The sequence below is a fragment of the Nocardioidaceae bacterium SCSIO 66511 genome (genome assembly GCA_023100825.1).
Taxonomy (GTDB): Bacteria; Actinomycetota; Actinomycetes; order Propionibacteriales; family Nocardioidaceae; genus Solicola.
This window is the reverse complement of the sequence record CP095846.1, coordinates 1,448,075-1,467,092: the sequence shown is the minus strand read 5'-3', so window position 1 is coordinate 1,467,092 and position 19,018 is coordinate 1,448,075. Positions and strand designations below refer to the sequence as shown.

The following is a 19,018-nucleotide window of genomic DNA, read 5'->3' as shown; positions in this document are numbered from 1 at the left end:
TGCGCCGGCGAAACGCCGAGACGGGTCATACCCTGACTGCCCCCACGCCACTGCCAGTATTGCCATAGAGTGCGAGCTTGAGGGTTCCGCATCCATCCAGCTCCCGAAATCTCCTTTATCCAACTTCCATTGAATCCCGAACTTCCTCTTCGATCATTTTCCAAATTCGGTCGTACAAGGCACCGAATTCTGGGGATCGCTTTATTTCGAGGGTGCGTGGACGCTCGAACGGAACTTCGATGATCTCCTTGATGCGTCCTGGCCGAGCGGTCAGGACCACGACTCTGTTCGCCAGGAACAGCGCTTCGTCGATTTGGTGGGTGATGAACAGAACAGACCCACCGTTCGATTCATTCCAGACACGTAGGAGCTCGGTCTGCATGATTTCTCGAGTTTGCGCGTCGAGCGCGGCGAATGGCTCGTCCATCAGTAGGATCTCCGGCTCAATGCTGAACGCACGCGCCAGGTTTGCTCGTTGCTTCATGCCGCCAGAGATCTCATGCGGATAGTGTTTGCTAAAGGAGCCGAGGCCGACCAGGTCTAAATACTTCTGGGCGGTAGCTCGTCTTTCTCTTGACGGTCGACGTTGTAGTTCGAGGCCGAGGCCGACATTGTCGAGCACCGTTCGCCACGGGAGCAGGTTGTCCTTCTGGAAGACGAATCCTCGATTCTGGTCTCGGCCGGCTCCGTTGGGCGGCTCACCGTCAATCCGGATCGTCCCGCTCGTGGAGTGTTCGAGCCCATCCACGATGCGCGCGAGCGTGGTCTTGCCGCATCCTGAGGCACCGACGATCGCGACGAACTCGCCGGCGGCGACCGTGAGGTTGATTTCCTGCAGGACTTCTATCTCTTCGCCGCGGCGCTCGAAGGTCTTGTTGAGGCTGGTGATCTCTAGCCGCGGCGCCGCCGTGCCGAGCCCCGTCATCTGTTCTGGCGCCATGGAGCGACCCACCTCTCAACGGTGTACATGAACCGGATCAGAACCGTTCCGATAATTGCGAGTAGGAAGACGCCGAGCCATACGGATGCGGTGTCGAAGGTTTGCGACGAAACGAAGATGAGATTTCCGAGACCTTCCTGTGATCCGAAAAATTCCGCGACAACCACACCGATCAGAGCACGACCCACAGCCAAACGCAGACCGGTGAGAATGAACGGAACCGACCAAGGTAGCATCACTTTGCGGAAGATTTCGATGCGGCCGGCTCCGAACGACTGGGCAGTTTCGATAAGGTCCTTGTCTGTGGTCTTTATCCCGGCCGTTGTATTGATGATTACCGGGAAGATGGCGAGCGATAGCACTACGGCCACCTTTGTCGTCATGCCGAGACCGAAGATGATGATGAATACGGGCGCCAGCGCGATCAGTGGTGTCGAGTACAGCGCCGAGACCCATGGATCTAACAGGTCAAAGATGAGCTTCGATGACGCCATCAGCATGCCGACCGCGATACCGGCCACGGATGCCAACGCGAGCCCGATGGAGAATCCCTGCAGACTGGACAGGAAGTCGGTCGCTAGACGGCCATTCTCGACGTTTCGCAGGAAGGCGTCCCAGATGTCCTGCACCGGAACCATGACCAGCGAGCTAGTGTGCGCAGCGGCGTACTGCCACAAAAGCAGTCCAATGGCGAGCGACACCAGCGTGTGTATCGCGGTCGCGTATCTGCGATAGATTGAAGCCACGACCCCTCCGGTGGACTTGCTCCGACCCTCTCGTGATCTAGTAATCCGTTCAGCGATACCGCTCATTGGCCTGCACCTCCCCTTCGAATTCGTATGATCGTGAAATTGAGATGCTGCACGCTCCTACCTTCCCGTGTCGATCTCGGGGAGCAAGAGATACGGTGGTTCGTCCTCGTCGAAATGTAGGGTCGCGACTGTGTCGAACACCGAGGCTGGACGGTCGGTTTCGTCGACGTGCACGAACGGGCCGACACCGCGCATCTCGTACATTGCGTCATCAAGGCTCGATCCAGAGTTCTTGTAGTCGCACCCGCGGATGGCGAGCTCGAGCCGATAACCCGCCGGGACGACGATGCAGGTCGGCCAGATCTCGACATCGACGTCGACGGGGACACCAGGCTCGAGAGGTTGGGGGTCGGAGTGTGTGTGATAGGGCCGGTAGAAGGTACTACGTTCGGTATCAAGCGCGCGATGCGACGCCCGCAACCACCCCAGCCCGACAGGGACTTTAGGGTCATTCGAACCGATGAACGTCACCTCCTCGCCATCCGGATCAAAGAGCTGCAAGGCGACGAATATGTCCGCGTCCGAAGTCTGGGACGACACCCTCATCCGTACCGCCGAGTGGCCGGTGAACTCGCGGTCATGGTCCACGACGGGTAGCGAGAACCTCAATCCGGCGCCCATCGTCTGATACTCCAAGGGTGCGCCCGGTCTGGGCTCGCGTGCCAGGGACATCGTATGTGGGTCAAGGTAGAACCTTGTCCAGTTGGTATCCGGCAGAGGCCACGACGCTTCGAATCGCGAGACGAAGCGTTCTCCCGGATGACGTATGAGCAACTCGACCGCGGGTCGCTCACGCCAGCCGTTGTCCTCATCCTTGAGGAACGTTCCGAAGAACTGTTTCTGAAGGCTCACGCCTCTGTCCGTGTAGAACGGGCTGAAGTGTGTGTCACCGTGCATCTCGAGCCACTTCTCTTGCGAGCCAACCGCGAGGAAACCCTCGATGTTGCCACGCGTATGGAGACCCATACCACCCCAATTCCCAGCTGAGAACAACGGGACGTTGATGCGAGAGAGATCCGGGGTGCGTTCGGCGTAGTACGCACCGTCGAGTCGGCGATCCCTCGCATGCTCGCCAGGGTCGACCCGGTTCTCGCGCAGGGCACGCTCCGAGAGTTGCTCGTCGCCGGCGACGGCGTAGCCCGTGTTGGGGTCCCGGAACCCGCGATCCGCGACCCCGTGCTGGACGCGAGCCACCTGCCGGTTGAACCATCCTTCGAGGAAACCGCTGAGGATCCCACCGTGTCTCGCGGCATCGCGGTAGTAGTCGGCGAAGCCCTCCCACACGCAGATCGCCGACAAGTGCGGTGGCTGCAGCGCGGCGACATGCCACTGATTCGTCGCATAGTAGGAGATACCCAGGAGCCCGACACGTCCGTTACTCCAAGGCTGGACACCCGCCCATTCGATGCAGTCGTAGTAGTCACGTGCCTCAAGCTGGGAGAAGACATCCAGCAGACCCCGCGAGCGCCCCGCACCACGCGAGTCGACGCGCACGCACACATAACCGTCCGGGACCCACTTCTCCGGATCGACCATCTCCCAATTCTGGAACCGGTTCGAAGTGTCCTCGGCCACCTCCGGGTACGCCTCGATCATTCGTCGCCAGTTCGCGGGGAACCCTTCCTCGAAGTTCAGGCCCTTCCCATACGGTCCCATCGCGAGGATCACGGGATAGTCGCCTACCTCCCGCGGGCGAAACACATCGGCACGCAGCTCGAGGCCGTCGCGGGTAGGAACCTGCACGTCCCAATCGACGACAATCTCGTCGTGTTCGCTCGCCTGACGACCTGCATTGAGATCAACACTCACTTGTGCAGCTCCTTCGCGTTGTCGACGAGGGTGTTGTCGAAGAATCCGTCGAGGTCATCGCCGTCAACATCGCCGAGCGCATCCACTCCCGCCGCTTGTGCGTTCTCGAGCATCTTCTCCAAGGACTCAACGTTGAACGTCGATACCGGATCCTCGGCCGGTAGGTCGACCAGAAACTGCTTATACGTGCGTTCGGCCTGCTCATCGGATACATCCAAGTGCGCCGCGATACTGCGAACCACATCCTCACGATTCTCCGGGTCCTGCAACCAGCGAATTGTCTCCTGATATCCACGGACCCAGCGCTCCGCGACATCGCTGTTCTCGTCATACCAGGACTCAAGTGCCACAAACGTACTGAACTGCGCACCCTTAAGGCTCGACACCTCGGCGAGAGACATGACCGGCGCCGCCCCAACCTCCTCGGCACGGCTGACATCGGGCTCCCACGCAAGCATCGCGTCGATCTGGCCAGACTCCAACGCAGACACCCGCTGAGCCGTGTTGCCTGACTGCACAAACGTGTAGTCGTCACCCTCCTCCAAACCATGATCCTCAAGAGCGATCTTGGCGCTGAAGTAGTCGGCGCTCGCACCCAACGCGTTCACACCAATGGTCTTCCCAGATAGGTCGTCCAGATCATCAACCCCACCCTTGGCGACCACCACATATGGATTGGCAGTGAAGGACGAGACGACCATCTGAAGCGAAGGATTCTGCAGGGTTGCCGTCATCGCCTGCTCGGGTGTCGACGAGGCGAACTGGACCTCACCAGACAGCAGCGACGGAACAACCTTCGACTGCCCATCTAAAGTCACAAGATTCAGGTCGATGCCCCAAGGCTCCATCAGGTTGTGGTCCTCAGCGACCATCGCCCACATATGCAACGAGTTGACCCCGGTAACCGCGACAGAGACCTGGTCGAGGTCACCCTCGCCCGAGGACCCCTCAGAACTCGGCGAGCACCCGCTGTACGCAAGCACGGCGAGCGCCGCTAGCACCACGTAAGGAAGACGTCGGATGGAATGCATAGTGACCCGATCTCTGTGACGACGCGTGAGCGATCTTGCTGATCGACCATAAATGAGACACTGTCTCAGCGCAACCCCTCTCAACGGTCGCGACCGCTGGATCCGAGCCCGCCCGTCTCCTCTAACAACGTCCTACTCACACCCGGAGCAGCGCAGGCTGACCCATTCCCGCAATGCGTCGGCTTACCTGAGACCTGTCTCCTCGCATCGCAGGCGGCAAATCCGCAACGGCCACCGACTTCGAGTCGCCCAGACTTGAACCGTCACGGGTTTGGTTCCGGTCCTTTGCGAGAGGATCGGTGTCATGCCGAAGCAGTTTCCGAAGCAGCAGCGCGATCGTGCGGTCCGGATGGTCCAGGATCATCTGGAGGAGTACGACAGCCCGTATCTGGCGTGTAAGGCGATCGCTCCCAAGGTTGGAGTGGGGGTCGAATCGCTGCGCCGGTGGGTGAAGCAGGCCCAGGTTGATGCTGGCGTCGCGCCTGGCTCGACAAGTAGCGAGAGGGCCCGGATCAAGGAGTTGGAGCGGGAGAACCGCGAGCTGCGGGAGGCCAATGAGATCTTGAAGGCAGCGTCGGTTTTCTTCGCGGGGGAACTCGACCCCCGACGCCGATGATCGTCGAGTTCATCGATGCCCAGCGTCGATGCGGTCACCGGATCTTCCTTGTCTGCAAGGTTTTACAGCAGCTCGGCGTGGCCTTCACCGAGCGTGCCTATCGTAAGGCACGGACTCGCCCGGCAAGCGACCGAGCCGTCGAGGATGCGGTCGTCGTGGAGGCGCTACTGGCCACCCGGCGGCAGGATCCGGTGACCGGCCGGTTGCCGCGGGAGCGGTTCTACGGACGGCGCAAGATGACCCGCTGGCTGCGCCGGCAGGGCCAGCGGGTGTCGTTCTGCCAGGTCGACCGGTTGATGCGCCAGGAAGGCCTGGTCGGATTGCGTCGAGGAAAGCAGAAACGCACCACGATCCGCGACGAGGGTCGCGAACCGGCCACCGACCTGGTGCAGCGGAACTTCACCGCCGCGGTGCCCGACCAGTGCTGGATCGCCGATATGACCTACGTTTCGACCTGGTCGGGCTGGTGTTACACGGCCTTCGTCGTCGATGTGTTCTCCCAACGGATCGTCGGCTGGGCGGTCGCGGCGACGATGACCGACCGGCTGGTTCGTGACGCCCTGTCGATGGCGGTCTGGCAGCGTGACCAGGGCCATCCGATCGCCGACGGGCTGATCCATCACAACGACAAGGGCAGTCAATACACATCGGTCCGGTTCGGCGAATCCCTTGCAAACAACGGGATTCTGCCATCTACAGGCAGCGTCGGCGACAGTTACGACAATGCGCTGATGGAATCGATCAACGGCCTCTACAAGAACGAGTGCATCAAGCCCGACGGGCCGATCAAGACCCTCGCCGAGGCCGAGTACCTGACCGCCGAATGGGTCGACTGGTACAACCACGATCGTCTGCACTCCAGCCTGACCTACCTCCCGCCGATCGAGTACGAACAAGCCCACTACGATCGGCTCCTACCAGTGCTCCAACCGGAGCCAGCCCACACATAACCGACCGGTCCGAAACCCGTGACGGTTCAGCTCGCCGGTGAGCGAGACCGTGCGTCGTTCGGGTGCTCGTTCACCCACCCGCACGACCGCGGCGTCGCGGTCTAAGGGCACATGTGTTCCTGCGAGGTGGCAGCCGCTCAGGCGGGTACGAGTCTTTCCACGTCATCGAGAGCGGAGGCGTGTCGGTCGTGCTCGACTTCAAGGTCGTAGTCGAGCTGGACGTTGAGCCAGAACCGCTCCGACAGGCCGAGCGCCTTGGAGAGGCGCAGGGCAGTGTCAGGGGTGATGCGGCGCTTGCCGTGGATCACCTCCGAGATCCGGGTCTGGGTCAGGCCAGTGGCCTGCGCTAGGCGGTACGGGGTGATACCCAGCGGCTCCAGAAACTCGGTCTGGAGGATCTCGCCGGGCGTGATGGGTGCGTGTGCTGTCGTGGCCATCGCGTTATCTCCTCTCAGTGGTAGTCCGTGATCTCGACCTGATCGGGGCCGCTCTCGGTCCAGACGAAGCAGATCCGGTATTGGTCGTTGACGCGGATGGAGTGTTGCCCGTCGCGGTCGCCGGCTAGCTTCTCCAGGCGGTTGCCCGGCGGCACACGTAGGTCGTTGATCGAGCCGGCCGCGTTCAGCAGGCGCAGCTTCTTTTGCGCTGCCCGCTGCACGTCACGCCCGAGCCGGCGAACGTGTGCGCGCTCCCAGACCTTCTGAGTCTGCTTGTCCGCGAACGACCGAATCACACAAACCATACTACCGCAGGTCGATAGTATCGCACGACGGGAGCAACTGCCAGTGGTGCTTCGTGTGCGAGCGACAAGCCTGCCCTATCAACTGGGATGCACGCTGTTCCAATGAAACGTGCCTTCTGGCTCAGTGCGCAGCGGAGTATGCGTCGCGGATCTCGGCCGAGCGCGGCCGCGCTCGGAGACCGTCCAGCCGTTGGCCTCTCCTGCCCTCGGAATCTCCCGTGACGGCGTCAGGTCCGGCGTACGCGTGACCGCGCGCCGAGCGGCTGTTGAGAGCCAAGGGGTGTCTCGTTGATGTTCCGCGCGCAGTGTCCGCACCTGCGGGGAGGATTCGTGCACGGCGGAGCACGACCAACCTTGGAGGCTAGCTAATGACTCTTGACGTGACGGTTCATTGGCCGCAGGCGTGGGTGTGGTTCCCGGCCTCGTTGAACCCTCAGGTGAGAGATCCGGACGTCGACGACGGCCGTTCCCGTGGCTACCTGCACGAAGACCACCGGTGGCCACTCATCATCGCTGCTGTACGCGCTGCCGTTAGCGCTGCCGCGTACGTACCCGAGACCGCCGAGTGGCACACCTCCCGAGACGTCCGTATAGATGCCGACCTCACCGAGGCCGAAGCAGCCATCGTCCGTTCCTGGGTCCACGACATCCCGCTTAACGTTCGATTCGGCGCCCAGGTGCGGAACTACGCCACGAAGGCCCAGTCCGACGGTGGCGAACGGCCACGATCTTGGTGGCGCCGACTCATCGAACCTGGCCCGATGCCCGAGATCGATGTGACGCAACGATTGGAGATCGGCATCGCGAACGGCCGTCACCGTCTCTGGGCCGCTCGAGTAGCCGATGACGGCGGACCGGCCCCAATCGCTGATGGACGCCTCAGCACGCTGTATGCATTGGTCGAAACCGCCGACGACCAAGGCTGGACCTTCCACGATGAGAAGCGCGAGGAGTGGGCGAACTATCTTCGCGACTGGCTAGCCAAAGCACTACCAACACTTATCGACCTGAACACTGACTACATCGCCACTTTGACCGCTATCCCCAGGCTCGACGCCGCTCTCCGCTTCATCGATGCAGACTGAACATCCCGGGGAGCCACAGCGCACCGCCAAGCGCTTGAGCAACGCCATGTATGTCCAGACGCCACGACCACCACTTCAACGTCAGCGGGGCACAAGGCGTCTGCCGCCGACTGTCAATGCGCGCGACGCCACGAGGAGCACAGGCGCACTCGGCGCGTGGGATCAAACGTGGTGCGAAAATGGAGTCAACTGGTGCTCGTGGTGCGGGCTATGGCGGCGAACACGCCACTTCTGGACCTGAAATCGCGGGCATGTTGCGCGGAGTGGGGCTCTTCTAATCCACCGGTCGCAGGTTCGAGTCCTGCCGGGCGCGCCGCGCAGGTCCAGGCTATTCGCCGCGTCGGCTCAGGAGTTCGCCGCCTTCTCGACGGCGGTCTGGAACTCCTGTGCGGTCGGCAGCAGCGACTGACCGTCCTTGGTCTGGCCCTCCAGCTCCTCGCCGTTGATCAGGATCGTCGGAGTGCTGTTGTAGCCCTCCTTGGCGAACGCCCGTGTCGTGTCCTGGATGAAGTCGGCGTACGGCCGGTCCGAGATGCACGAGCTGACGCCGTCGGCACCGACGTCGCTGGCGAAGTCCTTGTACTGCTGGTCGGTGAAGCCCGGGCCGCCTTCTTCCATCTGGTTGTCGAAAAGCGGCTTGTGCAGCTCGTAGAACGCCTTCGCGCCGGCCTCCTCGTACACGCAGACGGCCGCGTTGGCGGACTTGATCGAGTACTCGGTCTGACCGCCCATGTTCTGGTCGATGAAGTCGAGCGGGCGGTACTCGACCTCGATCGTGCCGTTCTTGATGAGTTGGTCGACGACCGTGCGCGTCGATGTTTCGAAGGCACGACAGCCGGGGCACTGGAAGTCCTCGTAGATCACGACGTCGACCGGCTGCTTGTCCGACGACGACTCACCGGTCAGGGTCTTCTGGTCGACCACGAACCCGCCATCCTCGGTCGCACCGCTCGGCGTCGATCCGGCGGCGGCGTTGTCGTCGGTGGCCTGGTAGATGCCGAACCCGGCTGCGGCGATGAGTACGACGACCACCACGACGATGCCGACCGTGATGCCGTTACGGCGACGCTTGGCGGCGCGCTCACGCTCCTTACGCATCTGCTCGGCGCGGGCGCGGCGATCGGGGCGCTCGTTCTTACTGCTCAAGTTTCACTCTCTCGTCGGACGCGACCGTGTCGTCGGGCCGCGTCGAGCACTACGTACGTGCGTGGCAGGGTTCTTCCGGCCAACGCGCGGCACCGATCGTTGGTTCCATCCGGTCGAGCGCGCGCGACCGCGCCCCACGATACCGGGATCAGGTCACGCGACCACAACAGATGGGTGTGCGCCCACCCGGGCGCGGCTCTACGCGGCGTCCTCGATCGCCTCGCGGAGCGCGTCCGCACTCGGGCTCGGCAGTCGCTCGCCGTCGACGACGACGGCCGGCGTGCCGTTCTCGCCGACCTCGGACGTCGCGAAGTCGCGCGTACGCTTCTCGATCTCCTTCTGATGCGGCAACTCGACCAGGCACGAACCCAGGTCGTCGACACCGGCCTCATCGGCGTACGCCGTGAGCTCCTGATCGTTGAAGCCCGCCGTGCCCTCGGCCTTCTGGTTGTCGAACAACAGCTCCGAGAAGTCCTGGAACGCCTGGCCGCCGCCCTCGTCGTACACGCACGTTGCTGCGTTCGCGGCCCGCATCGAGTACTCCGTCGAGCCGCCCATGCCCTGGTCGATGTAGTTCAGGGGCTCGTACGCAACCCTGATCGTGCCGTCCTCGACGTAGTCGGACACCAGCTCGCGCGTCTCCATCTCGAACGCCGCACAATGCGGGCATTGGAAGTCTTCGTACACGACGACACCGACCGGACTGTCGTTCGACGACTCCCCCGTCGCCGCCTTCTGGTCGTACACGATGCCGTCGGCCGGGAATCCCTCCCATTCCGAAGGCGAGTCGTCGTCGGACGCCGAGCCGATCGCAACCGCGGCGACACCGACCAGGATGACCACGGCGGCGACGATCGCGGCCGTGATGCGATTGCGTCGGCGACGCCCGGCACGCTCGCGGTCCTTGCGCATCCGCTCGGCGCGGGCGCGCCGGTCCGGCCCTGTGCTACTCACGATCTTCGCCCTCTCCACCGCTGCTAACCACTACGCTTGGGTCCGGCCACGATAGCGGGGAGTACGGATGTCTCGGTCAGGTCGGCGACGCGCCGCTCGCCCCGTGAGCGCCCTGCGAACGTTGGTTGTGTGGAGCCTACCCGCGCTGGCACTCGCCGCCGCACTCCTGATCTATGCCGGTGCCCCGATCGTGTCGACGGTCGCGGCGTGTGCCGGACTGCTGCTGATCGTGCTGATCGTGTACGTACTCGACCGCAGCGGTCTGATGCGACCGCCGACTCCGCAACGGTCTGGTGACGATTCCGCAGATCAGCGCGACAGAGGTTAGGGTGGCTGGCCGTGAATGACAAGCTGGTGTGGATCGACTGCGAGATGACCGGGCTCGACATGGAGCACGACGCGCTGATCGAGGTCGCGGCCCTCGTGACCGACTTCGAGCTCAACGTGCTCGGTGAGGGCGTCGACGTCGTCATCAAGCCTCCCGAGGCCGCGCTCGCGCAGATGAACGACTTCGTCACGAAGATGCACACCGACTCCGGGCTGCTCGAGGAGCTCGACGGGGGCATGACCCTGGCCGAGGCCCAGAACACAGTCCTCAGTTACGTACGTGAGCACGTCCCCGAGCCGGGCAAGGCGCCGCTCGCCGGTAACTCCGTCGGCACGGACCGCGCGTTCTTGGTCCGTGACACTCCCGAGCTCGAGGCGTACCTGCACTACCGGATCGTCGACGTGTCGTCGATCAAGGAGCTGTCGCGGCGCTGGTATCCCCGCGCGTACTTCGCGGCGCCCGACAAGTCCGGCAACCACCGTGCGCTGGCCGACATCCAGGAGAGCATCGAGGAGCTGCGCTACTACCGCGCGGCGGTCTTCGTACCTCAACCCGGTCCGGACACCGAGACGGCACGCGCTCTCGCCGCCGAACACGGTGGGTCCCTGCGCGGCACACCGTCCGACTGACCGGCTACACTTTCTCAGGCCGCATGCGGTGTACGCCGTGTGCGCGTGGTGGGTGTAGCTCAGCTGGTAGAGCATCGGCTTGTGGTGCCGAGGGTCGCGGGTTCAAGCCCCGTCACTCACCCCACGAGACAGCCCCGGAGCCGCTGTGTTCCGGGGCTGTTCCCTTTCCCGGCCGTTCGGGTGCCTGATGCGTTCCGCTTGGGTCCGACACCGAGCTCAGGCGGCGACAGGCGTACGACCGAAGCGCCGCTCGGACCAGACGAGAACGGTCGCGACCGCGCTGATCACCGTACCGAGCAGGAACGTCGATCGGACGGAGGCTAGAGCGAGTACGACTCCGCCGCACGCACCGCCGGCGGCGATGCCGAGGTTGAAGGCCGCGGAGTTCGCCGCGGACGCCGTGTCCGTGCCACGCGGAGCCACGTGCATGATCCGCCCCTGCGTCGCCGCGAACACCGGCGCTGCAGTGAGCCCGAGCACGAGTACGCCCACCACCGCCGCGACGGGGCTCGCGCCGAAGGCCGTGAGCATCGCCAGGGCGACGGCCTGGCCAGTCACCGGAATCGCAACTACCAAGCGCGGATGGCGATCGGCGACCGCGCCGACCAGCAGTACGCCGGTCAGGCCGCCGATCCCGAACACGGTCAACATGGCGCTCACGCCGCCGGCGCCGAAACCCGCGACGCCGCGAAGGAACGGCGCGATATAGGTGAACGCCGCGAACGCACCGGTCGCTGCAAGCGCGGTCGTGGCGAGCACGATGACGTACGCGCGTGCGTCCGGGTTCGCGCCGACATCGGCATGCGATGAGCCAGGTCGCGTCGTCGGCAGGCACCCGGCGACCAGCACCAACGCGACCAGGCCGAGACAGGCGAGGGCGATGAACGGCGTACTCCAATCTGCCTGGTGGCCCAACCACGTGCCGGCCGGAACGCCAGCCACCGTCGCGAGCGATCAGCACGCAAACAGCACCCCGACGACGCGGCCTCGTACCTCGGGCCGAAAGATTCCGACCGCGGCCGGTGCCATGACCGCCCAGAACAACGCCTGCGCGAGCGCCGTCGCGATGCGCGCCGCAAACAGCACTCCGAAGGAGTCGGCCGTCGCGCACACGACAGTCGAGGCAACGAGGATCCCCAGGACAGCCGCCAGCACGTAGCGTCGCGGGAACGGCCGCGCGAGTCGCGCCAGCGGCACCGAGGTGACGGCGACCACGAGACCGTACACAGCCACGAGCGATCCGGCCGCCGACAGCGAGGTGTCGAGGTCGTGTGCGATCAGGCCGAGCAGCCCGACCGGGAGGTTCTCCGTGGTGTTGAACGTGAAGGCCGACAAGGCGAGTCCGGCCAGTGCGAGCGTGCCGCGTACGCCCACGTGCGGCGCGTTCGGCATCGCGATCCTCGTTCCGTTGTGAAGAGTTCGCGGACTTTTCGTTGCTACGCCGGCCCCGCAGGACCGATTAGTCCGCGAACTCTTCTCGTACGGTCAGCTGGTCGAGACGGGTACGACATCTGGAGCACCCATCCGCGCGGCGTCGGCCGTCTCGTCGTCGGGCATCTCCTGACTCTCGCGCTCGGCCTCGACCCGCTTGAGGTAGTGCTCGAGTTCACGGTCGCGTTGCGCGTCGTCCCAGCCGAGTACGCCGCCCATCAGCTTCGCGACGTCGGCGGCCGCACTCGTACCGCGGTCGAACGTCTCGATGGAGACGCGCGTACGCCTCGTGAGAACGTCGTCGAGGTGCCGCGCTCCCTCATGCGTCACCGCATAGACGACCTCTGCACGCAGATAGTCGTCGGCACCGGCGATCGGGTCACCGAGGGACGGGTCCTCGGCGACCAGCGCCAGCACCTCCTCGATCAGCGAGCCGTACCGGCCGAGCAGGTGCTCGATGCGCGCCTCGTGCAGCCCGCTGCTGCGGGAGAGCATGTGCCGCTGGTTCCACCAGGCATCGAACCCGTCGGCGCCCAGCAGCGGAACGGTGTCTGTGCACGAGTCCGGCACCCGCCGGTCGAGGACCTGCGAGAGGCCGTGCACTGCCTCGTCGACGGCGTCCTCGGCCATCACCCGGTACGTCGTGAACTTGCCGCCCGCGATGACGACCAGCCCCGGCACGCTGTGTGCGACCGCGTGCTCACGGGACAGCTTGGAGGTCGCATCCGACTCTCCTTCGAGCAATGGCCGTAGCCCCGCGTAAACGCCCTCGACATCGGCCCGAGTCAACGGCACCTCGAGCACCGTGTTGACGTGCTCCAGCAGGTAGTCGATATCGCTCTGGCTCGCGGCCGGATGGTCCTTGCTCAGGGTCCAGTCGGTGTCGGTCGTGCCGATGATCCAGTGGCGGCCCCACGGAATCACGAACAACACCGATTTCTCCGTACGCAGTATCAGCCCGGACTCGGAGCGGATCCGATCGCGTGGCACGACGAGATGGATGCCCTTGCTGGCGCGTACGTGGAACTGCCCACGCTCGTTGGCGAACGACTGCGTCTCGTCGGTCCAGACGCCGGTCGCGTTGACGACCTGGCGGGCATGCACCTCGACTTCGGCGCCGGACTCCAGGTCGAGAACTCGCGCGCCTGTCACACGCTCGCCCTCGCGCAGCAGCCCGGTGACCCTCGTACGGCTGGCGACAGAGGCACCGTAGGCGGCCGCTGTGCGTGCGACGGTCATGGTGAACCGAGCGTCGTCGACCTGGGCGTCGTAGTACTGCAAGGCGCCGATCAGTGCGTCCTTGCGTAGCGACGGCACGAGCTTGCGTGCACCTCGCCGGGTCAGATGCCGGTGGTGCGGCACCCCGCGAGATCGACCGGAGAGCAGGCCGAGCGTGTCGTACAACGCAACACCTGAACCGGCGTAGAGCCGCTCCCAGACCCGCCCCTTGAGCGGGTAGACGAACGGCACCGGCCGGATCAGATGTGGCGCGATGGTCTGAATCAGCAGACCGCGCTCTTGCAACGCCTCGGCGACCAACCGGAAATCGAGCATCTCCAGATAGCGCAATCCGCCGTGGATCAGCTTGCTGGAGCGGCTGGACGTACCGGATGCATAGTCGCGCGCCTCGACGAGGCCGACCGACAACCCGCGGGTGGCGGCGTCGAGGGCGCATCCCGCACCCACGACACCACCGCCGATCACGAGGATGTCGAGCGTTTCCTCAGACATGCGCTGCAGCGCCTGCGTACGCTGCTCCGGCGAGAGGGCGATCGGCTTCATCTGCTGCTCCTTATGCGTTGCGAGAGCTCAGTCGACGTCGACCCAGTCGAGCGTACGCTTCACCGCCTTCTTCCAGTTGGCGTAGCCCTCCTCGCGTTGCGCGTCGCTCCACTCGGGCTGCCAGCGCTTCGACTCGTTCCAGTTCTGGCGGAGCTCGTCGGTGTTCTGCCAGAACCCGACAGCGAGACCGGCCGCGTACGCAGCGCCGAGTGCGGTGGTCTCGGCGACCACCGGACGGCTGACGGGTACGCCCATGACGTCTGCCTGGATCTGCATGCACAGCTCGTTCTCGGTCACGCCGCCGTCGACCTTGAGCGTCTCCAGCTGCACGCCCGAGTCGGCCGTCATCGCGCCGGACACGTCCAGGCTCTGGTAGCAGATTGCCTCCAGCGTCGCGCGTGCCAAATGCGCGTTGGTGTTGAAGCGCGACAGGCCGACGATGGCGCCGCGTGCGTCGGAGCGCCAGTACGGCGCGAACAGTCCGGAGAACGCGGGTACGAAGTACATCCCGCCGTTGTCCTCGACCTGACGGGCCAACGCCTCCGACTGAGCAGCGCCGCTGATGATGCCGAGCTGATCGCGCAGCCACTGCACGGCCGAGCCGGTGACCGCGATCGAGCCCTCCAACGCGTACACGGCCGGCTCGTCGCCGAACTTGTACGCGGGGGTCGTGAGCAGGCCGTTCTTCGACCGCACGATCTCCGTACCGGTGTTCATCAGCATGAAGTTGCCAGTGCCGTAGGTGTTCTTGGCCTCGCCGGGGCTGAAGCACACCTGCCCGACGGTCGCGGCCTGCTGGTCGCCGAGGTCGCCCGTGATCGGCACCTCGCCCGCGACCGGACCCGTGCGCAACGTCGTGCCGTACGGGTCGGGCGACGACGACGGCTTGATCGTCGGCAGCATCTGCCGCGGAATGTCGAAGAAGCCGAGCAGCTCGTCGTCCCAGTCGAGTGTCTCGAGGTTCATCAGCATGGTGCGACTCGCGTTGGTGACGTCGGTGATGTGCACACCGCCGCTCACCCCGCCGGTCAGCTGCCACAGCACCCAGGTGTCGGTGTTGCCGAAGAGCGCATCACCGCGCTCGGCTGCCCCGCGTACGCCGTCGACGTTCTCGAAGATCCATTGGATCTTGCCGCCGGAGAAGTACGGGGCCGGCGGCAAGCCTGCCTTCTGCCGGATGACGTCACCCTTGCCTTCGCGTTCGAGGGCAGAGGCGATGCGGTCAGTACGGGTGTCTTGCCAGACGATGGCGTTGTAGTAGGGACGACCGGTGTTGCGGTCCCAGATCACCGTCGTCTCACGCTGGTTGGTGATACCGAACGCGGCGAGGTCGTTCGAAGTGAGCCCGGCCTTGCCGAGGGCGGTCTGGATGACGGCCGACGACCGCTCCCAGATCTCGACCGGGTTGTGCTCGACCCAGCCGGCCCGCGGCATGATCTGCTCGTGCTCGAGCTGATGGCGGGCGACCTCGTTGCCCCCGTGGTCGAAGATCATGAATCTGGTACTGGTGGTGCCTTGGTCGATGGCGCCGACGAAGTCAGCCATGGTGTTTCCTCCTGTGTTACGGCTGGTTGATGTGCTGGTTGCGGCGGTCGATCAGAAGGTCCCCTGTGAGAGCAGACCGGCGAGGACGCCGCCGACGATCGGGCCGGCAATCGGCACCCATGCGTACGACCAGTCGCTGCCGCCCTTGCCCTTGATCGGCAACAGGAAGTGCGCGATGCGCGGGCCGAGGTCTCGGGCCGGGTTGATCGCGTACCCGGTCGGACCACCGAGCGAGGCGCCGATGCCGACGACGAGTAGCGCGACCGCCAACGGGCCAAGACCGCTGGGCGTCTTGGCGAAACTCAAGATGATGTACACCAGTACGAAGGTCGCGATCACCTCGGTGACGAAGTTCCAGACGTAGTTGCGGATCTCCGGGCCGGTCGAGAAGGTGCCGAGCTTGGCACCCGCATCTGCCTCGGGGTCGTCGTAGTGCTGCTTGTACGCCGCCCAGGCGACCACCGCACCGAGGAATGCCCCGATCATCTCGCTGGCCAGATATACGAGTGTTGAGCCGGCGTCGACGTCGACACCGTCCGCGTACGTATCGGCGCCCGACGACAAGATCCCGAACGTCACCGCTGGGTTCAGGTGCGCGCCCGACTTGTACGCAGCGTAAACGCCCGCCATCACGGCAAAGCCCCAGCCGATGTTGATCAGCAGCCAGTCGCCGCCGACGCCCCTGCCTTTCGTCTTGCCGAGTAGCACGTTGGCCACCACGCCGACACCGAGAAGGGTCAGCATGCCCGTCCCGATCACTTCACTCACGAATACTTCGCCAAGAGACATTGGCTCCCTGCGCCTCCTCGTCACGCTGCCGATCACGGCAGTCCGGGGCCACGTCGTCAGGCGCGACGCGGTGCTGGAACGGTAGAAACTCGATGTGACCTGGGTCAACCTGTAGCGTTCGACTATGTCGAACGCGGCGGTGACAGTCTGATGCCGGGGCATGTACAGAGCGTGGAACGCGCGATGGCGGTGCTGACGGTCCTCGGACGTACGGGCCGGCCGCTCGCCTTGTACGAGATCGCCGCCATGTTGGACCTGGCGAAGCCGACCGCACACGGGATCGTGCGCACGCTGCAGGCCGGAGACTTCGTACGACAGGACCGCGATACCCGCCGCTACAGCCTCGGCAAGGCGTTCGACATGCTCGAACACGCACGGATCGATCCGCACGATCTGCGTTCGATCGCGATGGGCTGGACCGACTCCCTCGCCGCGCTCACCAGGCTGGAGACACTCATCGCCGTTCCGACCGCGACGGGTGCAGAGATCGTCCACCACGTCTTCCGCCCGGACAACACTCCCCAGGATCTCCGGATCGGCGAACTGCTCCCGCTCCACGCGACCGCTGCGGGCAAGTCGCTGCTCGCCTTCGCACCCGGGATGCCGCCGCAGGAGCAACGCACCATGGACCGGTTCACCAGGCGGACGGTCGCGACCGTTGCCGGACTCGAACGCGAGATCGCCCGCGTACGCGAGTCGGGCACGGCAACCGACCGGGGCGAGTACCGGCCGGGCATCGGGGGCATCGCCGTACCGCTGCGCGGGCCGGCCGGCCTCGGTGTCGCAGCACTCGAAGTCGTCGGCCAGGTCGACCGGCTGTTCGACTCGAGCGGCGTACCGGACGCCACGCTCACCCAGCACCTCGGTGCAATGGCCAAAACGATCACCCGAGCGATCGGACAGTCGAGATGAGTGGGTCGGTGGTCGCGGCGATCGACCAGGGCACGACGTCGACGCGCTGTCTGGTGTTCGACCACGAGGGTCGGATGCTCGCGGTGTCGCAACGTGAGCACCGGCAGGCGTACCCGCGGCCGGGTTGGGTGCAGCACGACGCCGACGAGATCTGGCGCATCGTCGAGGCGATCGTGCCCGCGGCCGTGCAGGACGCCGGCGCTGCACTCGACGACGTCGCAGCGATCGGCATCGCCAACCAACGCGAGACGACCATCGTGTGGGACCCCGACACCGGGCGGGCCCTCACGCCTGCGATCACGTGGCAGGACACTCGCACGGACGCGATCGTGGAGCAGATCGAGCGCGACGGTCACGCGGACCTGTTCCGCGACGTCGCGGGGCTCCACCCGTCGGCGTACTTCTCCGGGCCGCGGCTTCGGTGGCTGCTCGACAATGTCCCGCAGCTCGAGGCACGGGCGCGTGCGGGCCGGGCGCTGTTCGGCACCATGGAGAGCTGGCTGATCTGGAAGCTGACCGGAGGCCCGCACGGCGGCGTGCATGTCACCGACGTGACGAACGCCAGCCGCACGATGCTGATGAACCTGCGGACTCTCGAGTGGGACCAGCGACTACTCGACGTACTCGACATCCCCGAACAGCTGCTACCCGCGATCCGCCCGAACTCGCAGGTGTACGGCCGATGCGCATCGGTGCTCCCCGGTGTGCGAATCGGCGGCGCGATCGGCGACCAGCAGGCCGCGTTGTTCGGGCAGACCTGCTTCGCCGGCGGCGAGGCGAAGTGCACGTACGGCACCGGGGCGTTCCTGCTGGTCAACACCGGTGAGCGGATCATCGACCACTCTGCCGGGCTGATCCCGACGGTCGCGTACGTCGATGGCGAGGGTCAGGCGCGGTATGCGCTCGAGGGTTCGATCGCGATGACCGGCTCGCTCGTGCAATGGTTCCGTGACGCGCTCGAGATGATCCCGTCCGCGCCACAGATCGAGACGCTCGCGCGTACCGTCGACGACAACGGCGGCTGCTACATCGTGCCTGCATTCTCCGGGTTGTTCGCGCCTCGGTGGCGGCCGGACGCGCGCGGCGTGATCGTCGGTCTCACTTCGTACGTCGAACAGGGGCACATCGCGAGGGCGGTACTCGAGGCGACCGGGTGGCAGACCTGGGAGGTCGTCGAGGCGATCGAGTCCGCCGGCATCTCGTTGCGCTCGCTGCGGGTCGACGGCGGGATGACCGCGAATCATCTGCTGATGCAGTTCATCGCCGATGTGCTCGACGTACAGGTGGAGCGTCCGCTGGTGTCGGAAACCGTCTCGCTCGGCGCGGCGTACGTCGCCGGGCTCGCGGTCGACTACTGGGCCGACCTGGCCGTACTCCGCCGCAACTGGCACCGGGCGGCGAGGTGGCGGCCGGCGATGGATCCCGCCAAGCGCAGCGCGGAGGCGCACAACTGGAACGAGGCCGTGACGCGGACGCTCGGTTGGGGGTCGCAGGTGCCGCGCTGACGGCTGCGGGGT

Annotated in this window: 17 protein-coding genes, 1 tRNA gene and 1 pseudogene; 7 read left to right on the top strand and 12 right to left on the bottom strand. The window is 65.0% G+C overall.

The features are described 5' to 3' along the window. Window positions 1-115 precede the first annotated feature (115 nt). The 4 genes from MU582_06875 to MU582_06860 form a co-directional block, all read right to left on the bottom strand. Window positions 116-940: an ABC transporter ATP-binding protein gene (locus MU582_06875; GenBank protein ID UPK76355.1), complete on the bottom strand. Its 825-nt coding sequence runs from the start codon at window positions 938-940 to the stop codon at window positions 116-118. After that, a complete protein-coding gene (locus MU582_06870) occupies window positions 922-1,686 on the bottom strand; it encodes an ABC transporter permease (GenBank protein UPK76354.1) in 765 nt (254 codons plus the stop codon). The genes MU582_06875 and MU582_06870 overlap by 19 nt, the downstream gene beginning before the upstream one ends. A 123-nt stretch (window positions 1,687-1,809) precedes the next feature. Next, a complete protein-coding gene (locus tag MU582_06865) occupies window positions 1,810-3,561 on the bottom strand; it encodes a CocE/NonD family hydrolase (GenBank protein ID UPK76353.1) in 1,752 nt (583 codons plus the stop codon). Next, the gene (locus MU582_06860) at window positions 3,558-4,433 is read right to left on the bottom strand and encodes an ABC transporter substrate-binding protein (protein UPK76352.1); all 876 of its coding nucleotides are present in this window, start codon (window positions 4,431-4,433) and stop codon (window positions 3,558-3,560) included. Before MU582_06860 ends, MU582_06865 begins: the two co-directional genes overlap by 4 nt. 463 nt (window positions 4,434-4,896) lie before the next feature. On the opposite strand from MU582_06860, the gene MU582_06855 reads away from it, so the two are divergent. Next, a protein-coding gene (locus MU582_06855) for an IS3 family transposase (GenBank protein ID UPK76351.1) occupies window positions 4,897-6,158 on the top strand; the annotation gives its coding sequence in 2 pieces (ribosomal slippage) (window positions 4,897-5,170 and window positions 5,170-6,158; 1,263 coding nt in all). Between the two features lie 137 nt (window positions 6,159-6,295). On the opposite strand, the gene MU582_06850 is transcribed toward MU582_06855, so the two are convergent. Together MU582_06850 and MU582_06845 are read right to left on the bottom strand one after the other, a co-directional pair. Beyond that, window positions 6,296-6,595 carry a HigA family addiction module antitoxin gene (locus tag MU582_06850; GenBank protein UPK76350.1) on the bottom strand — a complete coding sequence of 100 codons (300 nt, stop codon included), beginning with the start codon at window positions 6,593-6,595 and terminating at the stop codon, window positions 6,296-6,298. A 14-nt stretch (window positions 6,596-6,609) separates the two neighbouring features. Then, window positions 6,610-6,891 (bottom strand): type II toxin-antitoxin system RelE/ParE family toxin, encoded by a 282-nt coding sequence (locus MU582_06845; GenBank protein UPK76349.1) that lies wholly within the window; start codon window positions 6,889-6,891, stop codon window positions 6,610-6,612. A gap of 770 nt (window positions 6,892-7,661) precedes the next feature. Between MU582_06845 and MU582_06840 the strand changes: the two genes are divergently transcribed. Further along, window positions 7,662-7,985, top strand: coding sequence for a hypothetical protein (locus tag MU582_06840; protein ID UPK76348.1), 324 nt, complete (start codon window positions 7,662-7,664; stop codon window positions 7,983-7,985). 345 nt (window positions 7,986-8,330) lie between these two features. Here MU582_06840 and MU582_06835 read toward each other — a convergent pair whose 3' ends face one another. Together MU582_06835 and MU582_06830 are read right to left on the bottom strand one after the other, a co-directional pair. Next, entirely contained in the window at window positions 8,331-9,131 is an 801-nt protein-coding gene (locus MU582_06835; GenBank protein ID UPK76347.1) for a DsbA family protein, read from the bottom strand. Window positions 9,132-9,329: 198 nt separating this feature from the next. After that, a complete protein-coding gene (locus MU582_06830; protein ID UPK76346.1) occupies window positions 9,330-10,085 on the bottom strand; it encodes a DsbA family protein in 756 nt (251 codons plus the stop codon). 103 nt (window positions 10,086-10,188) lie between these two features. On the opposite strand from MU582_06830, the gene MU582_06825 reads away from it, so the two are divergent. The 3 genes from MU582_06825 (at window position 10,189) to MU582_06815 (ending at window position 11,166) form a co-directional block, all read left to right on the top strand. Continuing rightward, complete coding sequence (locus MU582_06825; protein UPK76345.1) at window positions 10,189-10,413, top strand: hypothetical protein; 225 nt, start codon at window positions 10,189-10,191, stop codon at window positions 10,411-10,413. Between the two features lie 44 nt (window positions 10,414-10,457). Next, window positions 10,458-11,042, top strand: a complete 585-nt coding sequence (orn, locus tag MU582_06820) for an oligoribonuclease (protein ID UPK77123.1) — start codon at window positions 10,458-10,460, stop codon at window positions 11,040-11,042. 48 nt (window positions 11,043-11,090) lie between these two features. Next, window positions 11,091-11,166: transfer RNA gene (locus tag MU582_06815), tRNA-His, on the top strand. Between the two features lie 92 nt (window positions 11,167-11,258). On the opposite strand, the pseudogene MU582_06810 reads toward MU582_06815, so the two are convergent. The 4 genes and pseudogenes from MU582_06810 to MU582_06795 form a co-directional block, all read right to left on the bottom strand. Further along, window positions 11,259-12,434 (bottom strand): annotated as a pseudogene (locus tag MU582_06810) (MFS transporter). A 93-nt stretch (window positions 12,435-12,527) separates the two neighbouring features. After that, window positions 12,528-14,255 carry a glycerol-3-phosphate dehydrogenase/oxidase gene (locus MU582_06805; GenBank protein UPK76344.1) on the bottom strand — a complete coding sequence of 576 codons (1,728 nt, stop codon included), beginning with the start codon at window positions 14,253-14,255 and terminating at the stop codon, window positions 12,528-12,530. Window positions 14,256-14,282: 27 nt separating this feature from the next. Further along, the gene (gene glpK, locus MU582_06800) at window positions 14,283-15,800 is read right to left on the bottom strand and encodes a glycerol kinase GlpK (GenBank protein UPK76343.1); all 1,518 of its coding nucleotides are present in this window, start codon (window positions 15,798-15,800) and stop codon (window positions 14,283-14,285) included. Window positions 15,801-15,851: 51 nt separating this feature from the next. Next, complete coding sequence (locus tag MU582_06795) at window positions 15,852-16,589, bottom strand: aquaporin family protein (GenBank protein ID UPK76342.1); 738 nt, start codon at window positions 16,587-16,589, stop codon at window positions 15,852-15,854. A gap of 150 nt (window positions 16,590-16,739) precedes the next feature. Between MU582_06795 and MU582_06790 the strand changes: the two genes are divergently transcribed. Together MU582_06790 and glpK (MU582_06785) are read left to right on the top strand one after the other, a co-directional pair. Next, window positions 16,740-17,501 carry an IclR family transcriptional regulator gene (locus MU582_06790; GenBank protein ID UPK76341.1) on the top strand — a complete coding sequence of 254 codons (762 nt, stop codon included), beginning with the start codon at window positions 16,740-16,742 and terminating at the stop codon, window positions 17,499-17,501. Then, entirely contained in the window at window positions 17,498-19,006 is a 1,509-nt protein-coding gene (gene glpK / locus MU582_06785; GenBank protein ID UPK76340.1) for a glycerol kinase GlpK, read from the top strand. The genes MU582_06790 and glpK (MU582_06785) overlap by 4 nt, the downstream gene beginning before the upstream one ends. Window positions 19,007-19,018: the final 12 nt, after the last annotated feature.

Coding starts and splice junctions, on each gene's coding strand:
- MU582_06875 (UPK76355.1), bottom strand. CDS start 940: ATGGCGCCAGAACAGATGACGGGGCTCGGCACGGCGGCGCCGCGGCTA.
- MU582_06860 (UPK76352.1), bottom strand. CDS start 4,433: ATGGTCGCTGAGGACCACAACCTGATGGAGCCTTGGGGCATCGACCTG.
- MU582_06850 (UPK76350.1), bottom strand. CDS start 6,595: ATGGCCACGACAGCACACGCACCCATCACGCCCGGCGAGATCCTCCAG.
- MU582_06840 (UPK76348.1), top strand. CDS start 7,662: ATGCCCGAGATCGATGTGACGCAACGATTGGAGATCGGCATCGCGAAC.
- orn (UPK77123.1), top strand. CDS start 10,458: ATGACCGGGCTCGACATGGAGCACGACGCGCTGATCGAGGTCGCGGCC.
- MU582_06805 (UPK76344.1), bottom strand. CDS start 14,255: ATGAAGCCGATCGCCCTCTCGCCGGAGCAGCGTACGCAGGCGCTGCAG.
- glpK (UPK76343.1), bottom strand. CDS start 15,800: ATGGCTGACTTCGTCGGCGCCATCGACCAAGGCACCACCAGTACCAGA.
- MU582_06795 (UPK76342.1), bottom strand. CDS start 16,589: ATGTCTCTTGGCGAAGTATTCGTGAGTGAAGTGATCGGGACGGGCATG.
- MU582_06790 (UPK76341.1), top strand. CDS start 16,740: ATGCCGGGGCATGTACAGAGCGTGGAACGCGCGATGGCGGTGCTGACG.
- glpK (UPK76340.1), top strand. CDS start 17,498: ATGAGTGGGTCGGTGGTCGCGGCGATCGACCAGGGCACGACGTCGACG.